This window comes from Streptomyces sp. NBC_00859, assembly GCF_045161865.1.
Taxonomy (GTDB): Bacteria; Actinomycetota; Actinomycetes; order Streptomycetales; family Streptomycetaceae; genus Streptomyces.
The window spans coordinates 4,025,366-4,044,697 of sequence record NZ_CP108826.1 but is presented as its reverse complement, the minus strand read 5'-3'; the positions used below and the strand labels follow the sequence as shown (position 1 = coordinate 4,044,697).

20 protein-coding genes are annotated in these 19,332 nt (G+C 68.5%); 12 read left to right on the top strand and 8 right to left on the bottom strand.

The features are described 5' to 3' along the window. Positions 1-38 precede the first annotated feature (38 nt). Positions 39-1,274: an MFS transporter gene (locus OG584_RS17320; RefSeq protein ID WP_405778902.1), complete on the bottom strand. Its 1,236-nt coding sequence runs from the start codon at positions 1,272-1,274 to the stop codon at positions 39-41. A gap of 257 nt (positions 1,275-1,531) precedes the next feature. On the opposite strand from OG584_RS17320, the gene OG584_RS17315 reads away from it, so the two are divergent. The 3 genes from OG584_RS17315 (at position 1,532) to OG584_RS17305 (ending at position 3,757) form a co-directional block, all read left to right on the top strand. Beyond that, the gene (locus tag OG584_RS17315) at positions 1,532-2,041 is read left to right on the top strand and encodes a MarR family winged helix-turn-helix transcriptional regulator (protein ID WP_405778901.1); all 510 of its coding nucleotides are present in this window, start codon (positions 1,532-1,534) and stop codon (positions 2,039-2,041) included. After that, positions 2,038-2,490: a GNAT family N-acetyltransferase gene (locus OG584_RS17310; protein WP_405778899.1), complete on the top strand. Its 453-nt coding sequence runs from the start codon at positions 2,038-2,040 to the stop codon at positions 2,488-2,490. The genes OG584_RS17315 and OG584_RS17310 overlap by 4 nt, the downstream gene beginning before the upstream one ends. A 103-nt stretch (positions 2,491-2,593) precedes the next feature. Further along, positions 2,594-3,757 (top strand): winged helix DNA-binding domain-containing protein, encoded by a 1,164-nt coding sequence (locus OG584_RS17305; protein ID WP_405778897.1) that lies wholly within the window; start codon positions 2,594-2,596, stop codon positions 3,755-3,757. Positions 3,758-3,808: 51 nt separating this feature from the next. Here OG584_RS17305 and OG584_RS17300 read toward each other — a convergent pair whose 3' ends face one another. Then, complete coding sequence (locus OG584_RS17300) at positions 3,809-5,239, bottom strand: serine hydrolase domain-containing protein (protein WP_405778895.1); 1,431 nt, start codon at positions 5,237-5,239, stop codon at positions 3,809-3,811. A 295-nt stretch (positions 5,240-5,534) separates the two neighbouring features. Here OG584_RS17300 and OG584_RS17295 point away from each other — a divergent pair, with 295 nt between their 5' ends. From OG584_RS17295 to OG584_RS17270, 6 genes are all read left to right on the top strand, one after another. Continuing rightward, positions 5,535-5,951: a hypothetical protein gene (locus tag OG584_RS17295; RefSeq protein ID WP_405778894.1), complete on the top strand. Its 417-nt coding sequence runs from the start codon at positions 5,535-5,537 to the stop codon at positions 5,949-5,951. A gap of 320 nt (positions 5,952-6,271) precedes the next feature. Further along, positions 6,272-7,204, top strand: a complete 933-nt coding sequence (locus OG584_RS17290) for an ABC transporter ATP-binding protein (protein WP_405778892.1) — start codon at positions 6,272-6,274, stop codon at positions 7,202-7,204. 95 nt (positions 7,205-7,299) lie between these two features. Next, positions 7,300-8,100, top strand: a complete 801-nt coding sequence (locus tag OG584_RS17285) for an ABC transporter permease (RefSeq protein ID WP_405778890.1) — start codon at positions 7,300-7,302, stop codon at positions 8,098-8,100. A gap of 19 nt (positions 8,101-8,119) precedes the next feature. After that, a complete protein-coding gene (locus tag OG584_RS17280) occupies positions 8,120-9,484 on the top strand; it encodes a sensor histidine kinase (protein WP_405778889.1) in 1,365 nt (454 codons plus the stop codon). Then, complete coding sequence (locus OG584_RS17275; RefSeq protein WP_405778887.1) at positions 9,481-10,146, top strand: response regulator; 666 nt, start codon at positions 9,481-9,483, stop codon at positions 10,144-10,146. Before OG584_RS17280 ends, OG584_RS17275 begins: the two co-directional genes overlap by 4 nt. Before the next feature lie 125 nt (positions 10,147-10,271). Beyond that, entirely contained in the window at positions 10,272-10,628 is a 357-nt protein-coding gene (locus OG584_RS17270; protein WP_405778886.1) for a hypothetical protein, read from the top strand. A gap of 667 nt (positions 10,629-11,295) precedes the next feature. Here OG584_RS17270 and OG584_RS17265 read toward each other — a convergent pair. Together OG584_RS17265 and dnaB are read right to left on the bottom strand one after the other, a co-directional pair. Beyond that, positions 11,296-11,835: a GNAT family N-acetyltransferase gene (locus OG584_RS17265; protein WP_405778884.1), complete on the bottom strand. Its 540-nt coding sequence runs from the start codon at positions 11,833-11,835 to the stop codon at positions 11,296-11,298. Positions 11,836-12,035: 200 nt separating this feature from the next. Continuing rightward, complete coding sequence (gene dnaB / locus OG584_RS17260) at positions 12,036-13,496, bottom strand: replicative DNA helicase (RefSeq protein WP_405784122.1); 1,461 nt, start codon at positions 13,494-13,496, stop codon at positions 12,036-12,038. Between the two features lie 442 nt (positions 13,497-13,938). On the opposite strand from dnaB, the gene OG584_RS17255 reads away from it, so the two are divergent. After that, positions 13,939-15,276: an MATE family efflux transporter gene (locus tag OG584_RS17255; protein ID WP_405778882.1), complete on the top strand. Its 1,338-nt coding sequence runs from the start codon at positions 13,939-13,941 to the stop codon at positions 15,274-15,276. Positions 15,277-15,667: 391 nt separating this feature from the next. Here the strand turns inward: OG584_RS17255 and rplI are convergent, their stop codons facing one another. The 4 genes from rplI to rpsF form a co-directional block, all read right to left on the bottom strand. Beyond that, positions 15,668-16,114, bottom strand: coding sequence for a 50S ribosomal protein L9 (gene rplI, locus OG584_RS17250; protein ID WP_250302330.1), 447 nt, complete (start codon positions 16,112-16,114; stop codon positions 15,668-15,670). Between the two features lie 18 nt (positions 16,115-16,132). Next, positions 16,133-16,369, bottom strand: coding sequence for a 30S ribosomal protein S18 (rpsR, locus tag OG584_RS17245; protein WP_003967857.1), 237 nt, complete (start codon positions 16,367-16,369; stop codon positions 16,133-16,135). A 42-nt stretch (positions 16,370-16,411) separates the two neighbouring features. Beyond that, entirely contained in the window at positions 16,412-17,017 is a 606-nt protein-coding gene (locus tag OG584_RS17240) for a single-stranded DNA-binding protein (RefSeq protein WP_328328921.1), read from the bottom strand. Between the two features lie 72 nt (positions 17,018-17,089). Next, positions 17,090-17,380 carry a 30S ribosomal protein S6 gene (gene rpsF, locus OG584_RS17235; RefSeq protein WP_405778880.1) on the bottom strand — a complete coding sequence of 97 codons (291 nt, stop codon included), beginning with the start codon at positions 17,378-17,380 and terminating at the stop codon, positions 17,090-17,092. A gap of 266 nt (positions 17,381-17,646) precedes the next feature. Between rpsF and OG584_RS17230 the strand changes: the two genes are divergently transcribed. Together OG584_RS17230 and OG584_RS17225 are read left to right on the top strand one after the other, a co-directional pair. Then, positions 17,647-17,982, top strand: coding sequence for a hypothetical protein (locus OG584_RS17230; protein ID WP_405778878.1), 336 nt, complete (start codon positions 17,647-17,649; stop codon positions 17,980-17,982). A 120-nt stretch (positions 17,983-18,102) separates the two neighbouring features. Further along, positions 18,103-19,221: a lipid II:glycine glycyltransferase FemX gene (locus OG584_RS17225; protein WP_405778877.1), complete on the top strand. Its 1,119-nt coding sequence runs from the start codon at positions 18,103-18,105 to the stop codon at positions 19,219-19,221. The last annotated feature ends 111 nt before the right edge of the window (positions 19,222-19,332 follow it).

Genomic DNA, 19,332 nt, shown 5'->3' with positions numbered 1-19,332 from the left:
GCTGTCGGTTCCCGCAGCATCGGAGGAGCGGCCACCGTTCACCGGTTCAGGGGTACTTCCGACGGCTGCTCTGTCCGCGCCAGCGGTTCAGCCGGTGCCGCCCCGGCGACGATCCGGTTGGCAGAAGAGCCGCTGCGGCGCTCGAGCGTGCTGGAGACAAGGGCGAGGACCAGCGCGGACGCGGCGAGAACGGCGCCCACCCAGTTGGGGGCGGTGTAGCCGAGGCCCGCGGCGATGACGATGCCGCCGAGCCACGCGGACAGCGCGTTACCGAGGTTGAAGGCTCCGATGTTGACCGCGGATGCGAGCGTCGGCGCCCCCGAAGCCTGGTCGAGGACCCTCTTCTGCAGGGGTGGGACGGTCGCGAACCCGAGACCACCGATCAGGAAGATCGTGACCGCCGATGCGATCCGGTCGTGCGCAGTCAGCGTGAACAGCGCCAGGACCAGGGCCAGCCCGCCCAGCGACACGTACAGCATCGGCATCAGTGCACGGTCGGCGAAGCGGCCGCCGATCAGATTGCCGCTGACCATGCCGAGGCCGAAGAGCACCAGCAGCCAGGTGACTCCGGACCCGGAGAACCCGGCAACCGAGGTCATCATCGGCGAGATGTAGGTGATCGCGGCGAAAACCCCACCGAAGCCGAGAACCGTCATCGCCATCGCGAGCAGCACCTGCACATTGCGGAAGGCGGCGATCTCATGCCGCAGCCGGACGCCCTCGGGCCTGGGCTGCTCCGGTACGAGCCTGGCAACGCCCAGCAGCCCGACCACGCCGAGTGCGGCGACGAGCAGGAACGTCAGCCGCCAGCCGATGTCCTGGCCGACGAGGGTGCCCAGTGGCACACCGATGACATTGGCCAGGGTCAGCCCGGTGAACATCATCGCGATGGCCCCGGCTTTCTTCTGCGGCGCCACCAGACCTGCTGCCACGACCGAGCCGATACCGAAGAACGCGCCGTGCGCGAACGAGGCGACGATCCGCCCGGCGAGCATCACACCGAATACCGGGGCGGTCGCGGAGATCACGTTGCCGATGACGAACAGCCCCATCAGCAGCATCAGCATCTTCTTGCGGGGGATGCGAGTGCCGAGGACGGTCATCAGCGGTGCTCCCACGACCACCCCCAGCGCATAGCCGGTGACCAGGAACCCGGCCGTGGGGATCGAGACCTGGAACGTGTCCGCCACCTGCGGCAGCAGCCCCATGATCACGAACTCGGTGGTTCCGATTCCGAACGCCCCAATGGCCAGGGCGATGAGCGCGAGTGGCATGGGTTTCACCTTCCGGGACGAAGCAGGACTGCTGCTTGCATGAGCGCCTTACACGCAGGGACAATACTTGCAGGCGCTTATTAATTGCAAGCGCCGACTATCGCTGGCCGACCCCTATCCTGGTGTTAACCCGCCCGGAGTGCCGGACGACGGCAGAGCGGCCGGCGGCCCGGCGCCGGGCGGGGCCGACCGAGTGACGGCGGGCAAAGGGGCCGGAGCCACGGCGGCGACGGGCAGGACGACCGAGGAGATCACCCATGGCAGCGACCGATCCCGCACTCACCGCGCTCTCCCAGAGCTGGTGCGCTCTCTCCCTGCTGCACAGCCGCATCGAGGCCCACACCGAAAAGGCCCTCCAGCACGGCCACGGGCTCAGCGTGCGCGAGTACTCGCTGCTCGACATCCTCAGCCGCCAGCACGACGGACCCGGCGGCCACCTCCAGATGAAGCAGGTCGCCGACGCCGTGGTCCTCAGCCAGAGCGCCACCACCCGCCTCGTCACCCGCCAGGAGGGCCGCGGGCTCCTCACCCGCTACCTCTGCGACACCGACCGCCGGGGCGTCTACACCGACGTCACCGATACCGGCCTCGCGCTCCTGGAGGCGGCCCGCCCCACCAACTCCGCCGCGCTGCGCGAAGCTCTCGACGAAGCGTCGGCCGACCCGGAGCTCGCCCCGCTCGTGCGCGCGGTCGAAGGCCTCAACCAGCCGGCCCCGTCCGGCCCGGCGACCGGCCCCGCCCGCGCCCGCGTAATCTGCGCACCATGAGCGACCTGGAGATCCGCCCCGCGCACGAGAACGACATCCCGGCCATCGTGGCCATGCTCGCCGACGACCCCCTCGGCGCCCAGCGTGAGTCCCCGGACGATCTCGGCCCGTACACCTCCGCACACCGGCGGATCGCCGCCGACCCGCAGCAGCACCTGGTCGTCGCCGTACGCGAGGGCCGGGTCGTCGGCACCCTCCAGCTCACTGTCGTCCCGGGCCTCTCCCGGCGGGGTGCCACCCGCTCCATCATCGAAGGCGTACGCATCCACGGCGACGAACGCGGCAGCGGCCTCGGTACCCGGCTCATCGAATGGGCCGTCGACGAATCCCGCGGCCTGGGCTGCCAGTTGGTCCAGCTCACATCGGACGCCACCCGGACCGACGCCCACCGGTTCTACGAGAGGCTCGGCTTCACCGCCAGCCACCTCGGCTTCAAACTGCAGCTCTGACCCGGCCCGCCCCGGCATCCCCGGCCGTGCGGACCGCGGGCCACAGCACCGCTGGAGAGCCTGGCACCGGGAGAGCCACGGAACGATAAGGGAGACACCGGCCATGCACCGGATCAGCAACGAGGAGCGCCGCATCCGACTGGGCCGGCGGCACCGCCTCGCTCCCAGCGTCCGGGCGGCGACGCCCGTCGAGGCCTCCGACGCCGTCGTCGCCCTGCACGCCACCGACGCGGCGACCCTCTATCTCTCCGTCTGCGCACGACTGACCGACGCGAGCGCCGCGGCCGTCGAACACGCCCTGTACGAGGACGTCTCCCTCGTCCGGCTGCTCTCGCTGCGCAACACGCTCTTCGCCATGTCACGGGATGTGGCCCCCTGCGTCGACGCGTCCACGGCCCGCGCCATCGCGGCCAAGGAACGCAGGACGTTCCTCAAACACCTCGCGGAGGACGGCGGCGGCCTCGACGAGCACTGGCTCACCGGCGCCGAGGAAGCGACCCTGGCCGCGCTGGCCGCCCGTGGCGCCTCCACAGGCAGCGAACTCTCCGCCGCGGTGCCCGACCTCCGCAAAAAGATCACGGTCTTCCCCGGTAAGAAGTGGGAGGCCGTGCAGGGCGTCACCAGCCGGGTCATCCGGCTGCTGGCCGCCGACGGCCGGATCCGCCGCGACCGTCCGCGCGGCTCCTGGACGTCGAGCCAGTTCCGCTGGACCGCCGGGGCGCCCTGGCCCGCGCTCCCGGTTCCCGAGGCCAAGGCCGCGCTGGCCCACCGATGGCTGCTCTCGTACGGACCCGCGACGGAGGCCGACCTCAAGTGGTGGACGGGATGGACTCTGACGGACACCCGCAGGGCCCTCACGGCGACCGGCGCCGAGGAGGTCCGGCTCGACGACGGGGCGCGCGCTTTCGTCGCACCCGGCGACACCGCCCCCGAACCGGCAACAGAACCGTGGGCAGCCCTGCTGCCCGGCCTCGACCCCAGCGCCATGGGCTGGGCGGACCGCTCCTTCCACCTCGACCCGGAACACCGCCCGGCGCTCTTCGACCGCGCCGGCAACATCGGCCCGACCGTGTGGTGGAACGGGCGGATCGTCGGCGGCTGGGCCCAGCGCGCGAACGGCGACGTGGTGTGGCGCCTGCTGGCCGATCCGGGGCGGGCGGCCACGACGGCAGTCGAGGCGGAGGCCGCGCGGCTCGCCGGGTGGGTGGGGGACACCCGGATCACCCCACGGTTCCGGACTCCGCTGGAGCGGGAACTGTCGAGCTGACAGTTCGGCGCTGCCGGGAGCCCGGCTCCCGGCAACTGCCGCGACCGGCCCCTACCGCGACCCGCGCCAGCCGTCCTCGTCGACGCCGCCCGGCACCGCCGCCCCCGGGTCGTAAGGCCGGCGGGTGAAGACGAAGGAGCCCAGGTCCAGATGGCTCACCTCACCGTCCCGCCGCACGACCCGCAGTGTCTCGCCCGCGTAGTAGCCGTCGAGTCCTGTCCAGCTGCCGTCCCGCTCCGCACGGAACCTTGACCGGCGCCCTCCGCCGGCCAGTGGGCCGAACTGCACCCCGCCGTCCGCCATCAGCCGCAGAGCGCTCACCGATGTTCCCCAGTACCAGGGGCCCGCCAGTTCGAGCAGGCCGGGATCAGCCTCCGGCAGCGGGCGCCAGGGCTGCGGAACCGCTGGCTCCGCATCGGCCACGATCCGCAGCAGGTCGGCGGCGACCTGCCCCGGCAGGACACCCGATGTGACGTTCGCGAGGACCACAGCCGCCACACCGTCCGCCACACTCACCCACAGCCCGGCCAGGAATCCCGGCAGCGAGCCGCTGTGCCCGGCCAGTGTCCGGCCGTCGCGCCGTGCGAGCTGGATGCCGAGGCCGTATCCGCCGTCCCAGTCGCCCGTCTCCGGCGGGGCCGCCGGCGCACGCATCTCCCGCACGGTCTCCGCACCGAGCACCCGGTCATCACCCTCCGCCAGGAAGGCGGCGAAGCGGCACAGATCGGCTGCTGTCGACCACAGCTGGCCGGCCGACGCCATCAGCCCCAGGTCCTCGGCCGGCTCCGGCAGCAGCACATCCGCCCATGGATGCACCGCCCATCCACCGGCGTGCGGTGCCTGCGGCCGGGCGCCTGTACGGTCCATGCCCAGCGGTACGCAGATCTCGCGCCGCACCACGTCGGCCCACGGCGCCCCGCGCAGCGCCTCCACCACCGCGCCCAGCAGCGTGTACCCGGGGTTGGAGTAGTGGTGGCGCCGTCCTGCGGGATGCGGCTGCGGCCGATCCCCGAGCACATCCGGCAGACCGGGACGCAGCGCGGCCGACGACCGCTCCCACCACGCGCCGGGGGTCTCCGCCGCCAGGCCCGCGGTGTGGCTGAGCAGTTGAGCGATCGTCACCTCGCCGACACCGGTGCCCGGGAGGTGCTTCTCCAGCGGGTCCGCCAGGTCGAGGAGCCCCTCGTCGCGCAGCCGCATCACCGCGACCGCGGTGAACGGCTTGGTGATGGAGCCGATCCGGTACTGCGTGTTCGCATCCGGCGCATGGCCGTCCACGCCACCGCGCGCCCCCGACCACACCATCCGTCCGTCGCGCATCACCGCCCCCACCAGCGATGGCGCACGGCCCTCGGCCTGTGCGGTGGCGACGCGGTGCAGGAGCGCCCGCCGGGTGGTGGGAAGCAGTTCCGCGAAGCAGTCCGGCACCGAATCCGGCACGGGGCCCGGCACAGCATCCAGGCGGGGATCTGAAGAAGTCATGGTCCGAGACCTACCCGACGAACCCCCCACCCGTCGACCGCACCAGGGCCGGCGCGGGACGACGGCGGGGGCGCCACGCCTCGTACGGCCGGGCGGTGCCCCTCGCCGCGTGACCCGGATGCGCGCACAGCGGGACGATCCACTGTTCCGTGGGAGAAAAGCCCTGTTACAGGACGGTGACACGACGCCAACAACGCATGAGGGCAGTACACCGTCCTTTCAGCTGAGACCACATGCCAATGCCATTTTTCTGGCTTTGGTATGAAATCAGAGATCTCTACCGAGGGGAACGATCATGATCGTCACCAAGCGGCACTCCCTGCGTATCGCGGCCGTGAGCACGCTCGCCGCCGCAACCGTCGCCCTTGCGGGTACCGCGGCCATGGCCGCCGCGCCCGGCACACCCATCCCGTCCGGTACGCAGACGGCCGCCGCCGCCAAGGCCGGCATCACCGCGAAGCCCTCGGTGAACTCGGTCAAGGCATGGCAGCTGTTCCGGGTAACCGGCACAACGGCCGGCCTCAAGTCGGGCACCAAAGTGACCCTGCAGCAGAAGCAGGGCAGCAAGTGGGTCACCCTGCCCGCCTCCGCTCCCACCACCCGCAGTGGCTCCTACTCGCTGGGGGTCAAGCTCGGCCTCAAGGGCAAGAACCAGCTGCGCGTCGTCAACGGGAACACCGCCTCCCCCGTGTTCACCGTGACGGTGCGCTGACCCCGGCCACCTCTCCGGCAGTGCCCCGGCGCCCCATCGGCGCCGGGGCACTGGCATGTCCGGCCGCTGCTTTCCGGGGCGAGGGGCCGGTGAGAGGCGGGGAGGAGCGGGGCTGCCCGGCCGCGTACCGGCCGGAGCCCGGGGGCTCCGGGCGGCCCTCATCAGCCGATCGGTTGATGAGGCTGAGTCGTCCGGCTGACCGGCCGGTGTCCGCGGAACAGGGCCGGACGGCCGATGCCGGCCGGGGCCCGGTCGCTGCCACGCTGATGTCAGCGTTCCGGAGGTCCTCCGGAACCGGAAAGCCGGAAGGGACGCCAGCTATGCCAGCGGTCATCGAGGTGCGGCACCTGCACAAACGCTACGGGGCCGACGTGGCTGTCGACGATGTCTCGTTCTCCGTGGAGCAGGGCGAGATCTTCGGGATCCTCGGCCCGAACGGCGCCGGCAAGACGACCACGGTGGAGTGCGTCGAAGGACTGCGGACGGCCGACCGGGGCGAGATCAGGGTGCTCGGGCTCGACCCACGGCGCGATCACGCCGAGCTGACGCAGCGCCTCGGGGTTCAGCTCCAGGACGGACAGCTTCCCGACCGGCTGAGGGTCGGTGAGGCGCTCCGGCTGTACAGCTCGTTCTACCGGAAGCCGGCCGACCGGCAGGTTCTGATGGACGTGCTCGGTCTGGCCGACAAGCGCCGGACCCCGTGCGCCAAGCTGTCCGGCGGCCAGAAACAGCGGCTCTCCATCGCGCTCGCCCTGATCGGGAGTCCGCAGGTGGCGGTCCTGGACGAACTCACCACCGGGCTGGACCCGCAGGCCCGCCGTGACACCTGGGGCCTGATCCAGGACGTCCGTTCCCGGGGAGTGACGATCATGCTGGTCACCCACTTCATGGAGGAAGCCGAACGGCTGTGTGACCGGGTGGCGGTGATCGACCGTGGCCGTGTCGTCGCGGTGGACAGCCCGCAGGCCCTGACCGAACAGGTCAGGGACGGCCGGCGTATCCAGTTCCGGCCATCCGTTCCGTTCGACGACGGCCTGCTGACCAGCCTGCCCGATGTCACCAGCATGACCCGCCGGGGCGATCTGGTGGTGGTCACCGGTACCGGCAACGCCCTCCACGCGATCACCTCCGTACTGGCCCGCAACGACATCGTGGCGGAGCACCTGCGGGTCGAACAGCCCAGCCTGGAGGACGCCTTCGTCGCGCTGACCGGCAGCCACGCCGCCACCGGAGCACATGGCGCCGAAGGCTGAGGGCTGTCCCGCCATCAGTCCCCTACCGGGCGATCAAGACCCAGCAGGCCGAGCAAGTCGAGCAGCCCATGCAGCCCAAGCAGGAGGAACACATCATGTCGGTCAGTACCTCAGCCAGGGCCCCGGACGGACCTGTGAGTCACACGGCGGGCCGGGGCTCCGTGCTGGGAGAGCTCACGCTCACTGAACTGAAGCTGTTCGTACGGGAGAAGGCGGGCCCGTTCTTCGCGATCGGACTGCCGCTGGCGCTGCTGACCGCCTTCGGCAACATTCCCTTCTACAACGAACACCGGCACAACTTCGGGGGCTTCACCCTGCTCGACCTCTACGTCCCGATCCTGGCTGCTCTCGTCCTGACCACGCTGTCCTTCAACGTCATGCCCCAGGTGCTGGCCGGTTACCGGGAAAAAGGTGTACTGCGCCGCCTGCGGACAACCCCCGTCGGGCCGGGCAGGGTCCTGGCCGCCCAGCTGATCGTCAGTCTGGCGACCGCGGCCGTCTCCGTGGCCGCCGTGCTCCTGGTGGCCCGGCTCGCCTTCGGGGTGGTGCTGCCGCGTCGGCCGGGCGGATACCTGATCAGCATCGTGCTGACGGCGCTCGCTCTCATCGCGATCGGCCTGTTCGTCGCCGCAGCCTCGCCCAACGGCCGGATCGCAGGCGCCGTGGGCGCGACCCTGTTCTACGTCATGATGTTCTTCGGCGGGCTGTTCCTCCCGATCGCCGCCATGCCTCAGCTTCTTCGGCACATCAGCCGGGCAACACCCCTGGGGGCCGCCGTACAGGCGCTGACCGACGCGACCGAGGGGCACTCGCCCCATCCACTCCAGCTCATCACTCTGACCGCGTACGCCGTTGTCTTCGGTGCGGGCGCGGTGAGATTGTTCCGCTGGGAGTGAATACGACCCGGGGGGACTCATGAGCATGCCGCAATGGCCCGCCCGGAACGGCGGCCCGGGAGAACGGTTGTCTCCGCTGGTGGCGGTCGTGCCCTGCGCGATCCTGGCCGCCCTCGGTGCCGTTACCTTGATCATCACGCGCGGGACGGGACGCTCCCTTTTCATCGACCTCGGTCTGGGCGCCGTTACCGCCCTGTGGATGCTGTGGATGTTCTCCCTGCACCCCGACTGGTGGGGGCAGGACGGCGGGATGAAGCTGTTCGTCGGCGCGCTGATCGTGCTCATCGGCGTCCTCGTCGTCCGGGATCCGTGGTTCGGGCTGCTCACGCCAGCCGGATATTTCTGCTCCTTCGGCTTACTGCCCTGGCCGTGGCGGCTTCCGGCGGTCGCTACGGTCGCCCTGGAGTCGGGGACGGCCCAGGCCGACGCGATTCCCAAGGACAGCGCCGCCGGCTGGGCCGCCTTCGCCGTAGTGCTCGCCGCCAACGCGATCGGCATGTGCGGACTGGCCTGGTGGGAGTGGGACTCCGACCGGAAGAGCGAGCAACGGGAGACGGCGTTGGAGCAGGCACGGGAAGCGAACCGACGACTGCAGGCGACGCTGGCCGAGAACGCCGGGCTGCACCAGCGACTGCTGGTCCAGGCCCGGCAGGCCGGGGTCCTCGACGAACGGCAGCGGATGGCGCGGGAGATCCACGACACGCTGGCTCAGGGCTTCATCGGGGTCGTCACCCAGTTGCAGGCCGCCGAGCAGTTCAGCGGCGCCCCCGACCGGTGGCGGCAGCATTTCGCGGCGGCGACACAGATGGCCAGGGAAGGCCTGACCGAGGCCAGGCGGTCCGTGGACGCGCTGCGGCCGCAGTCGCTGGAGACCGCCGGGCTGGCGGAAGCCCTGGCAGGGGTCGCCGAACGCTGGTCCGCCCTGCACGGCGTGACCGTCCAGGTCACCACCACAGGCCCGGCCCGCCCGATGCAGCCTGAAGCCGAACTGGCCCTCCTGCGGGCGGCGCAGGAAGCACTGGCCAACGTAGCCAGGCACGCGCGGGCCGCCACCGTCTCCCTGGCTCTCGGTTACCTGGATCACGAGGTCACCCTGGACGTGCAGGACGACGGCCGCGGGTTCGAGACATCCCCCGCCCGCACACCCGCCCCCAGCACGGCCGCACCGGTCACAGCCGCCGCAGTCCCTCCTGGCCCGGTCACGGCCGGTCCGGGGCCGGCCGGCACAGGGCCCGCCGCCGCGGCCGGCGGCGGATTCGGGCTGAAGGCGATGCGGGAGCGGATCGAGGAGCTGTCCGGCACCTTACGGGTCGAATCGGCACCGGGATCGGGGACGACGGTCTCCGCCCGAGTGCCGCACGGAGCAGAGGAGGTCCGCGCATGACCGCCCCGGCCCCGGCCCCGATCAGGCTGCTGATCGCCGACGACCACCCCGTGGTCCGGGACGGCCTGAGCGGCATGTTCGCCGCCGACCCGGCGTTCGAGGTCGTGGGTGAAGCGGCGGACGGCAGTGAGGCGGTCCGGTTGGCCAGGAGCCTCGACCCGGACGTCATCCTGATGGATCTGCGTATGCCCTGCATGGACGGCGCGACCGCCATCAGCGAACTGGCCAAGGCGGGCAGTACCGCCCGGGTACTGGTCCTGACCACGTACGACTCCGACAGTTACGTCCTCCCGGCCATCGGGGCGGGAGCGACCGGTTACCTTCTCAAGGACGCGCCCCGGGACGAGTTGCTGCGGGCAGTGCGCGCTGCCGCCAACCGCGAAGCGGTGCTCTCGCCCTCGGTCGCGGCCCGGCTGATGAACCAGGTCCGGGCGCCCGGCCCCGGACTGCTCAGCCAGCGGGAGCAGGAGGTCCTGAAGTGGGTGGCGGCCGGGGCCACGAACCGTGAGGTGGCGGCCCGCCTGCTGATCAGCGAGGCGACGGTGAAGACCCATCTGCTGAACGTCTACGGCAAGCTCGGCGTCAGCGACCGCGCGGCAGCCGTGGCCGAGGCGTTCAACCGCGGCCTTCTCACCCCCCGGAAACCGGCGGAACCCAGATGAGGGCTGTCCCGCCCCGGATGCACATCAGCTGTTGTCCACGACAGGTCCGCGACAACCTTGCCCGCTGCGATGATCTGTGCCTGCTCGCTGGGGCAGTGTCAGAGCCATGTTGGAGGATCGGGGCCATGCTGATTGCAACTGATGAGGCGGGGTGGGTGGTGAAGAGGCCCACGAAGCCGGCGATAGGCCGGATGGTGGCCAACCTCCAGCGCGGGAACGCGCATCTGGTCCTGGAGCGCGTGGAGGAGGACACGGACGGCAGTTGGTATGTCCAGGTACTGCTGCGCGACGACAACACGTACCAACTCGAATTCCGGGACGGCATAGCGGCCGAGCACTATCAGACGCGAACCATCTCCCAGGAGAAGGTGCTGACCGCCATGCTCAGCTGGGCGGCCAACAAGACGGGCTGGAAAGACGGCTTCATGTGGAACAACATCGGCTCGCAGTTCGCAGCGGATGACGCTCAGCCTCAAGGCTGACTCAACCTCGTGCAGATGGCCGCCACGACCTTCCTGCCGAAGGAGGTCAGTTTCATGACCCGGCCACGTTCCCACGTTCCAACAGCGTCTTCCCGAGGTCACGTTCAAGGCGATTGATCTGATCACCAGGGCCGACCGGTGGATGCTCAGGGCCTTGGCCGCCTCACCGAGCGTGGGGTAGGACGACGCGGCCGCGAAGCGTTCGAGTCGCTGCCGGGCGAAGGCGCCGGTGAGGGCCTTGCGCAGAATTGTGGGAGTGCTGGCCGCCTGCGAGGTCACCTGCCGGGCGGTCTTGTGGCTTCCACCGCCGCGGGGGCGAAGAGAAATCTTGTGGGGTGTGGGTCACAGCCGCACTGACCACCCCACACCCCCAGCCCACGGGCAATAGCCCATGTAGCCAAGGGTGTCAGCGCCGCATCGTCGGGCGGATTACTCCAGAGCCTCCGTCACTCGAAAAGGTGGCGGCCTCGACCAGCAAGTCTCACGGAGACGGCATAAGTGCCGCCGATATGGCATCGGAGCTGACTGTGCCGAGAAATTTAGGACCCTGCACAGGTCTGTAGGATCTCGCAGCTCGTGTCATGGAGCACATCTCTGACCAGCGAGTTCCTGGCTGTCTCAGGTCGTGTCGTTCAGCTGCAGTCTCAGGACGTGTCATTTCCTCAGATCAGAGATCGACGAGCATGAGCACTTCGTCGCGATCGTCGCCGGACCCGAAGCGGAGGGCTCCTGGCCAGCGCCCGATCTCCTTCCAGCCGAGGCTTTCGTAGAAGGTCTCCAGCCCCTCTCCAGCGCGTGCAGCCAGGTGCAGTTGCTCAAGGCCCATTTCCGCACGCGCCATGCGATGAGCCTCCTTCACCAAGGCGCTGCCGATCCCCTGCCCACGTCTGCTGGTGTGGGTTTGAACGTGATGCAGCGTTCCCCAGTGGGCGATGAGGGCGTAGGCATCGCGACGAACGTTGAGCCAGCCCACCAGTTCGTCATCGTCCAGAGCCATCAGAAGGTGGTTGGTTCGGGGGGCGAGGCTTTCGACGATGGCCTCAAGAGCCGGGGCCGCATCCCCTTCGTCGATGGGAGGGAACGGGAAGCCAGCAGCGCCGCCAGCGTTAGAGACATCGATCCAGCAGTTGATGAGGGCCTGGCACCGGTCTTGGTCGATGTCCTGCGCGGTGGTCGCCTGGGCAAAGCGGAGTGAGTGGGAGTGCATGCCGGGAGGGTCCCAGCAGCCACTGACAACGGACCGCTCCGGTGCAGCGCTCGCTCGCCGCGTGGAGAGTCGGCGCTTTCCTCACTCGGAAGAGCGAAGGCTCCGCCGAGCTGTGGGTCTCATGATGGCTGCATAAATGCCATCCATATGCAGTTGACCCAGAGGTTATGACGCTGGATCTGAGACCTACAAGGTCTGAATCAGGTCTGTGCCATGTCCACGAACCGCGAGTAGTGGCCCTGGAACGCGACCGTGATCGTCGCCGTCGGGCCGTTACGGTGCTTGGCCACAATCAGGTCGGCCTCACCCGCACGCGGGGATTCCTTCTCGTAGGCGTCCTCCCGGTGGAGCAGGATCACCATGTCGGCATCCTGCTCGATCGAGCCCGATTCACGCAGGTCGGACACCATCGGCTTCTTGTCCGTACGCTGCTCGGGGCCACGGTTCAGCTGCGAGAGCGCGATGACCGGAACCTCGAGCTCCTTCGCCAGCAGCTTGAGGTTTCGCGACATGTCGGAGACCTCCTGCTGGCGGCTCTCCGGGCGCCGCGAACCGCCGGACTGCATCAGCTGCAGATAGTCGATCACGACCAGCTTCAGATCCTGGCGCTGCTTGAGCCGCCTGCACTTCGCCCGGATCTCCATCATCGACAGGTTCGGCGAATCGTCGATGAAGAGCGGAGCGGCCGTGACGTCCGGCATCCGCCGTGCCAGCCGCGTCCAGTCCTCGTCCGTCATGGAACCCGACCGCATGTGGTGAAGCGCAACCCGCGCCTCCGCCGACAGCAGGCGCATCGCGATCTCGTTGCGGCCCATTTCGAGCGAGAAGATCACGCTCGGCAGCGCGGCCTTGATGGAACAGGCTCGTGCGAAGTCCAGGGCCAGCGTCGACTTACCCATGGCGGGGCGGGCCGCGATGACAATCATCTGGCCGGGGTGCAGACCGTTGGTCAGGGCGTCCAGGTCCGTGAAGCCGGTCGGCACTCCGGACATCTGGCCACTGCGCGAACCGATCGCTTCGATCTCGTCGAGTGCGCCCTCCATGATGTCGCCGAGCGGCAGATAGTCCTCGGACGTGCGCTGTTCGGTGACGGCATAGATCTCGGCCTGGGCGGAGTTGACGATCTCGTCGACGTCGCCGTCCGCCGCGTATCCCATCTGCGTGATCTTCGTGCCGGCCTCTACGAGCCTGCGCAGCACCGCTCGCTCATGGACGATCTCTGCGTAGTACTCGGCGTTGGCGGCTGTCGGAACCGACTGGACGAGAGTGTGCAGATAGGGAGCTCCGCCGACCTTCTTGATCTCGCCGCGCTTGACCAGCTCGGCAGCGACCGTGATCGGGTCGGCAGGCTCGCCCTTCGCGTAGAGATCGAGAATTGCCTGGTAGACGGTCTCGTGTGCGGGGCGGTAGAAGTCCTGGCCCTTGATGACCTCGACGACGTCGGCGATGGCGTCCTTGGAGAGCAGCATGCCGCCCAGGACGGACTGTTCGGCGTCGATGTCCTGCGGGGGTACCCGCTCGAACGCGGGGGACCCACCGTCCCAGGAGCCGTTCTCGCGGCCCCGGTCGTGCTGTTCACGGCCTCCGGCACCGTCACCGCGGCGCTGCCGGGAGACGGGCAGACGGTCACCCGGACTGCTCTCAGCCCAGGGGTCGTCCAAGGGCTCGGGAATGCTCACCGGGCCACCTCCTCCCGTCCGCTCCGCGGACCTAGCCGTGCGACTCTTTCTTACGGCACGGCACCGACAAACAAGGGGCCCGACTCCGAGAACGGCGCGTCGGGCGACGGTCCACGGTAGGCCCGCAGACACCGTCAGCCAATCTTGTTATCCACAGGCCCTGTGGGTGACGGACCGCAGCCTGTGGGTAACTCGCCAAAACCTGTGCACGGGTCGGGGGACAGCGCTGTGGACAAACTCATACCACCTCTTCGAGCACCCACCTGACCTGCTCGTTCACCGTCCACTGGCTGTGGGAGAGAAAAACTTTTCCGACTGGACCAAGATCGCGACAAACGACGCACAGCCCAGACCGGAACCGCACATCCTGTAAGGGTCTTAGGTCTATTGCATCTCTTACCTGTGGAAGATTAGATTGTCCCTCATGACAGAGGCCCCCACGGCACCCAAACCCAGTCGCCGACGGCACGACCGGGAGATCGTCTCGCTGGCCGTGCCCGCGTTCGGCGCACTGGTCGCCGAGCCCCTCTTCGTCATGGTCGACAGCGCCATCGTCGGCCATCTCGGAACCCGTCAGCTGGCGGGTCTGGGGGTGGCGGCAGCCCTGCTGAGTACAGCCGTCAGCATCTTCGTCTTCCTCGCGTACGCCACGACAGCAGCTGTCGCACGGCGGGTCGGCGCCGGGGATCTGCAGGCCGCGATCCGCCAGGGCATGGACGGCATCTGGCTCGCCCTGCTGCTCGGCGCCCTCGTCATCGCTGTCGTCCTGCCCACTGCCCCCTGGCTGGTCGGGCTCTTCGGGGCATCGGCCGATGCCTCACCGTACGCGGTTACCTATCTACGGATCTCCAGCCTCGGCATCCCCGCGATGCTGGTCGTACTGGCGGCAACCGGCGTGCTGCGTGGCCTTCAGGACACCAGGACCCCGCTGTACGTCGCGATCGGAGGTTTCGCCGCCAACGCAGTGCTCAATGCGGCGCTCGTGTACGGAGCCGGTCTGGGCATCGCCGGTTCTGCCTGGGGCACGGTGATTGCCCAGTTCGGCATGGTCGCCTTCTATCTGGTGGTGGTAGTACGCGGGGCGCGTCAGCACGGCGCCTCACTGCTCCCGGATACCGCGGGCATACGGGCGTGCGCCCAGGCAGGGGTGCCGCTGCTGGTACGTACGCTCTCGCTGCGAGCCGTGCTGATGACCGCGACCGCTGTGGCTGCCCACCTGGGCGACACCGATGTGGCCGCACACCAGATCGTGCTCTCCCTCTGGAGCCTGCTGGCGTTCGCCCTGGATGCCATCGCCATCGCAGGGCAGGCAATCATCGGCCGCTACCTGGGGGCCGGAGACGCGCAAGGAGCAAGAGAAGCCTGTCGGCGCATGGTGCAGTGGGGCATTGCTTCAGGGGTGGTGCTGGGCGTGCTGGTCGTGGCATCCCGATCGCTGTTCGTCCCGTTGTTCACCGGCGACCAGGCGGTACGGGGCGTTCTGCTGCCCGCTCTGCTCGTTGTGGCGGTCGCCCAGCCGATCTGCGGAATCGTCTATGTACTGGACGGTGTACTGATGGGTGCGGGCGACGGGCGATACCTGGCCTGGGCCATGGTCGTCACCCTGGCAGTGTTCACTCCCGCGGCCCTTCTGGTCCCGGCGCTGGGCGGCGGGCTGACCGCGCTGTGGTGGACGATGGCCCTGATGATGGCGATCCGCATGGTGACCCTCTGGTTCCGGGCCCGCTCGGGTCGCTGGATCGTCACTGGTGCCACCCGCTGAACTCCATGCTGCACCGCCCTGCCGGAATTCCACAGACGTGAACTTCACAGACGTGAACTTCACAGACCTGGACCCGCTGACCTGAACTTCGCCGGCCTGACCTTCACAGGCCGGTTTCCCGCGCCCCGGAATCGCAGGTGATCACCACGAGCAGGACGCACCCGGGCCGCGAGCCGGACTCCCCCGGGTGGATACCGCGAGCAAGAACCAGCGGACTCGCCGGGCAAGCTCAGTCGGACTGCCGCTTGGTGCCTCACCTGAAGTCGGGATGCAGGCGAAGACGGGGATACGTGACGACGGGGTACACGTGAAGACGCTGTTTCACGTGAAACGGCGAAAGGGCCGCCCCCCGAAGGAGACGACCCTTTCCTTGCTCTGCCGTGTGCAGCCGTTACGCGGCAACGACCTCGATGCCGAGCTTCGCGGCAACGTCGGCGTGCAGACGCACGGACACCTGGTGGGCGCCCAGGGTCTTGATCGGCGAACCGAGCTCGACGCGACGCTTGTCGACCACGGGACCACCAGCAGCCTTGATCGCCGAGGCGATGTCAGCCGGGGTGACGGAACCGAAGAGGCGGCCGGCGTCGCCGGAGCGAACGGCCAGACGGACCTTCACGCCCTCGAGCTTGGCCTTGACCTCATTGGCCTGCTCGATGGTCGCGATCTCGTGGATCTTACGGGCGCGGCGGATCTGCGCCACGTCCTGCTCGCCACCCTTGGTCCAGCGGATCGCGAAACCACGCGGGACCAGGTAGTTGCGGGCGTAGCCGTCCTTGACGTCAACGACGTCGCCGGCGGAACCGAGGCCAGCGACCTCGTGGGTGAGGATGATCTTCATTTTTCGGTCACCCTTCCCTTATCGCGCGGTGGACGTGTAGGGCAGCAGCGCCATCTCACGGCTGTTCTTGACAGCCGTGGCGACGTCACGCTGGTGCTGCGTGCAGTTGCCGGTAACGCGGCGGGCACGGATCTTGCCACGGTCGGAAATGAACTTCCGCAGCATGTTCGTGTCCTTGTAGTCCACGTACTGGGTCTTGTCCTTGCAGAAAGCGCAGACCTTCTTCTTAGGCTTGCGCACAGGCGGCTTCGCCATGGTGTTTCTCCTGTGTGATCAAGAAGTGGGGTACGAGCTGCCCTAGAAGGGCGGCTCGTCCGAGTAGCCACCGCCAGAGCCGGAACCACCGGAGCTTCCGCCCCAGCCGCCCCCGCCCTGCTGCTGGCCACCACCGGCCGGCGCGTTGGAGGCCCACGGGTCGTCGGCGGGTGCACCGCCACCGCCCTGCTGGCCTCCACTGGGGGCTCCGCCCCAGTTGCCACCGCCCTGCTGCTGGCCGCCGCCACCGCCGTAGCCACCCTGGCCGCCCTGACCGCCTCGACCGGTGGTCTTGGTGACCTTGGCCGTGGCCGTCTTGAGACTGGGGCCGACTTCCTCGACGTCCAGCTCGTAGACCGTGCGCTTGACGCCCTCACGGTCCTCGTAGGACCGCTGCTTCAGCCGGCCCTGCACGACGACGCGCATGCCTCGCTGAAGCGACTCCGCGACGTTCTCCGCCGCCTGACGCCAGACCGAGCAGGTGAGGAACAGGCCTTCGCCGTCCTTCCACTCATTGGTCTGCTTGTCGAAGATGCGGGGAGTGGACGCGACACGGAACTTCGCGACCGCCGCACCGGACGGGGTGAAGCGCAGCTCGGGGTCGTCGACGAGATTGCCGACGACCGTGATGACGGTCTCGCCTGCCATGGGTGAACCTCTCGGCGGGGATTGCTTGGCTGCTTGGTGCTACTCGGACCCGATGACTGCTGAGCTAGATGCTCAGTGGGTCTCGGGGCGGAGGACCTTGGTCCGGAGGACCGACTCGTTCAGGTTCATCTGGCGGTCGAGCTCCTTGACGACCGCAGGCTCGGCCTGCAGGTCGATGACCGAGTAGATGCCCTCGGGCTTCTTCTTGATCTCGTAAGCGAGACGACGACGGCCCCAGGTGTCGACCTTCTCAACCTTTCCTTCGCCCTCACGGACGACGGAGAGGAAATTCTCGATCAGCGGCGAGACAGCGCGCTCCTCGAGTTCGGGGTCGAGGATGACCATCACTTCGTAGTGACGCATGTGGAACCCACCTCCTTTGGACTCAGCGGCCACGGTCGTTCCGTGGCAGGAGGGTCGTGATGCGTACGCAACGGTATCGGGAGCCACTGACAATCCACTTTCACAGGGGAAGGGACCGTTCACTGGCCTGGACAGACACCGGTGCAGACCCTACAGACTACCCGCACACCCGCTTCCGGTTGAAATCCGGCGGTCACAGGGCAGACTCTCTAGGTGTGGGATGTGAGCGGCGTTACAGTGCGCCGCCTTATGCCAGGAGGTGCCTGATGGCTCAGGCAGCGCGACACAACCCTGCGGCGCGACACAATCCCGTCGCCGCTCTCTTCGCCTCGGACGGCAAGCCTCACCCGCTGGAAGACGCCCTGGTCGTGGTGACCCTGGTGCTCGGCTTGCTGGCCCTCATCACGTCCGGTTTCAACAATCTGCATCTGCTGAGCTCCTGGGCGGGGCTGGCCGGGATCCTGACGGGCGCCTACGGGATGTTCATCTCGATCACGACGCGTGAACGGTTCATCGTGATTCTCGGGATCGGTGCCGCTGCGGTGGGCTTCTACATCGGCATGGCGCACGGCGGGCTGTTCGGCGGCGTGGTGGGCGGCTGACGGCCGCTGCGCCACTTGTCCGATACGGCCAGTCGGGGCGCTCCACGGCCGCAGTAGGCTTCGGCGGGAGAGCCGACGCCCCTGAACCCATGGGGACACGCCTGCCGAGGAGCGCCCCGCATGAGCCTGACCCTGAGGACCATCAGCCGCGAGCAGCATCTGGCGTACATCCAGAGCCTGCCCGCGGCGAGTCACTGCCAGGTCCCCGCATGGGCGGAAGTGAAGACGGAGTGGCGCTCGGAGAGCCTCGGCTGGTTCGACGGGGACGGCCAGATGGTCGGCGCCGGCCTTGTGCTCTACCGGCAGCTCCCCAAGATCAAGCGCTACCTCGCCTATCTCCCCGAGGGCCCGGTTCTCAACTGGTACGCCCCGAACCTCAACGAGTGGCTCCAGCCGATGCTGGCTCACCTCAAGGAGCAGGGCGCGTTCTCGGTGAAGATGGGGCCGCCGGTGGTCATCCGCCGGTGGAATGCGGCAGCGATCAAGTCGGGTATCCAGGACCCGGACGTGAAGCGGCTGCGTGACGTCGAGGCGACACACATCGAGCCACGCGCGTTCGAAGTGTCCGACCGTCTGCGGAAGATGGGCTGGCAGCAGGGCGAGGACGGTGGCGCCGGCTTCGGCGACGTGCAGCCGCGTTACGTCTTCCAGGTCCCGCTGGCCAACCGCTCGCTCGACGACGTCCTCAAGGGCTTCAACCAGCTGTGGCGACGCAACATCAAGAAGGCCGAGAAGGCCGGTGTCGAGGTCGTCCAGGGCAGCTACGGGGACTTGGCCGAGTGGCAGCGACTCTACGAGATCACCGCTGAGCGTGATCACTTCCGGCCTCGCCCACTCTCGTACTTCCAGCGCATGTGGTCGGTCCTCAACACCGAGGACCCCAACCGGATGCGGCTGTACTTCGCCCGACACGACGGTGAGAACGTCGCCGCGGCCACCATGCTGATCGTCGGCGGCCACGTCTGGTACTCCTACGGGGCGTCCGCCAACCACAAGCGGGAGGTGCGGCCCTCGAACGCCATGCAATGGCGGATGCTGCGGGACGCCTACGCCATGGGCGCCACCGTTTACGACCTGCGGGGCATCTCCGACTCGCTGGACGAGACCGACCACCTCTTCGGCCTGATCCAGTTCAAGGTGGGCACCGGCGGCGAGGCCGTGGAGTACATCGGCGAGTGGGACTTCCCGCTCAACAAGCTGCTCCACAAGGCTCTCGATATCTACATGTCGCGCCGTTAAGGGTGATGATGGTTCCCGCATCCCGCTCGGCGCTCCGTCGTCCGGCGGGTTCACGGGCCGCCGCACGGGCCTGAGGGCGGCCCCGCTCTCCGGCAGGTTCGTCAGTCCGTT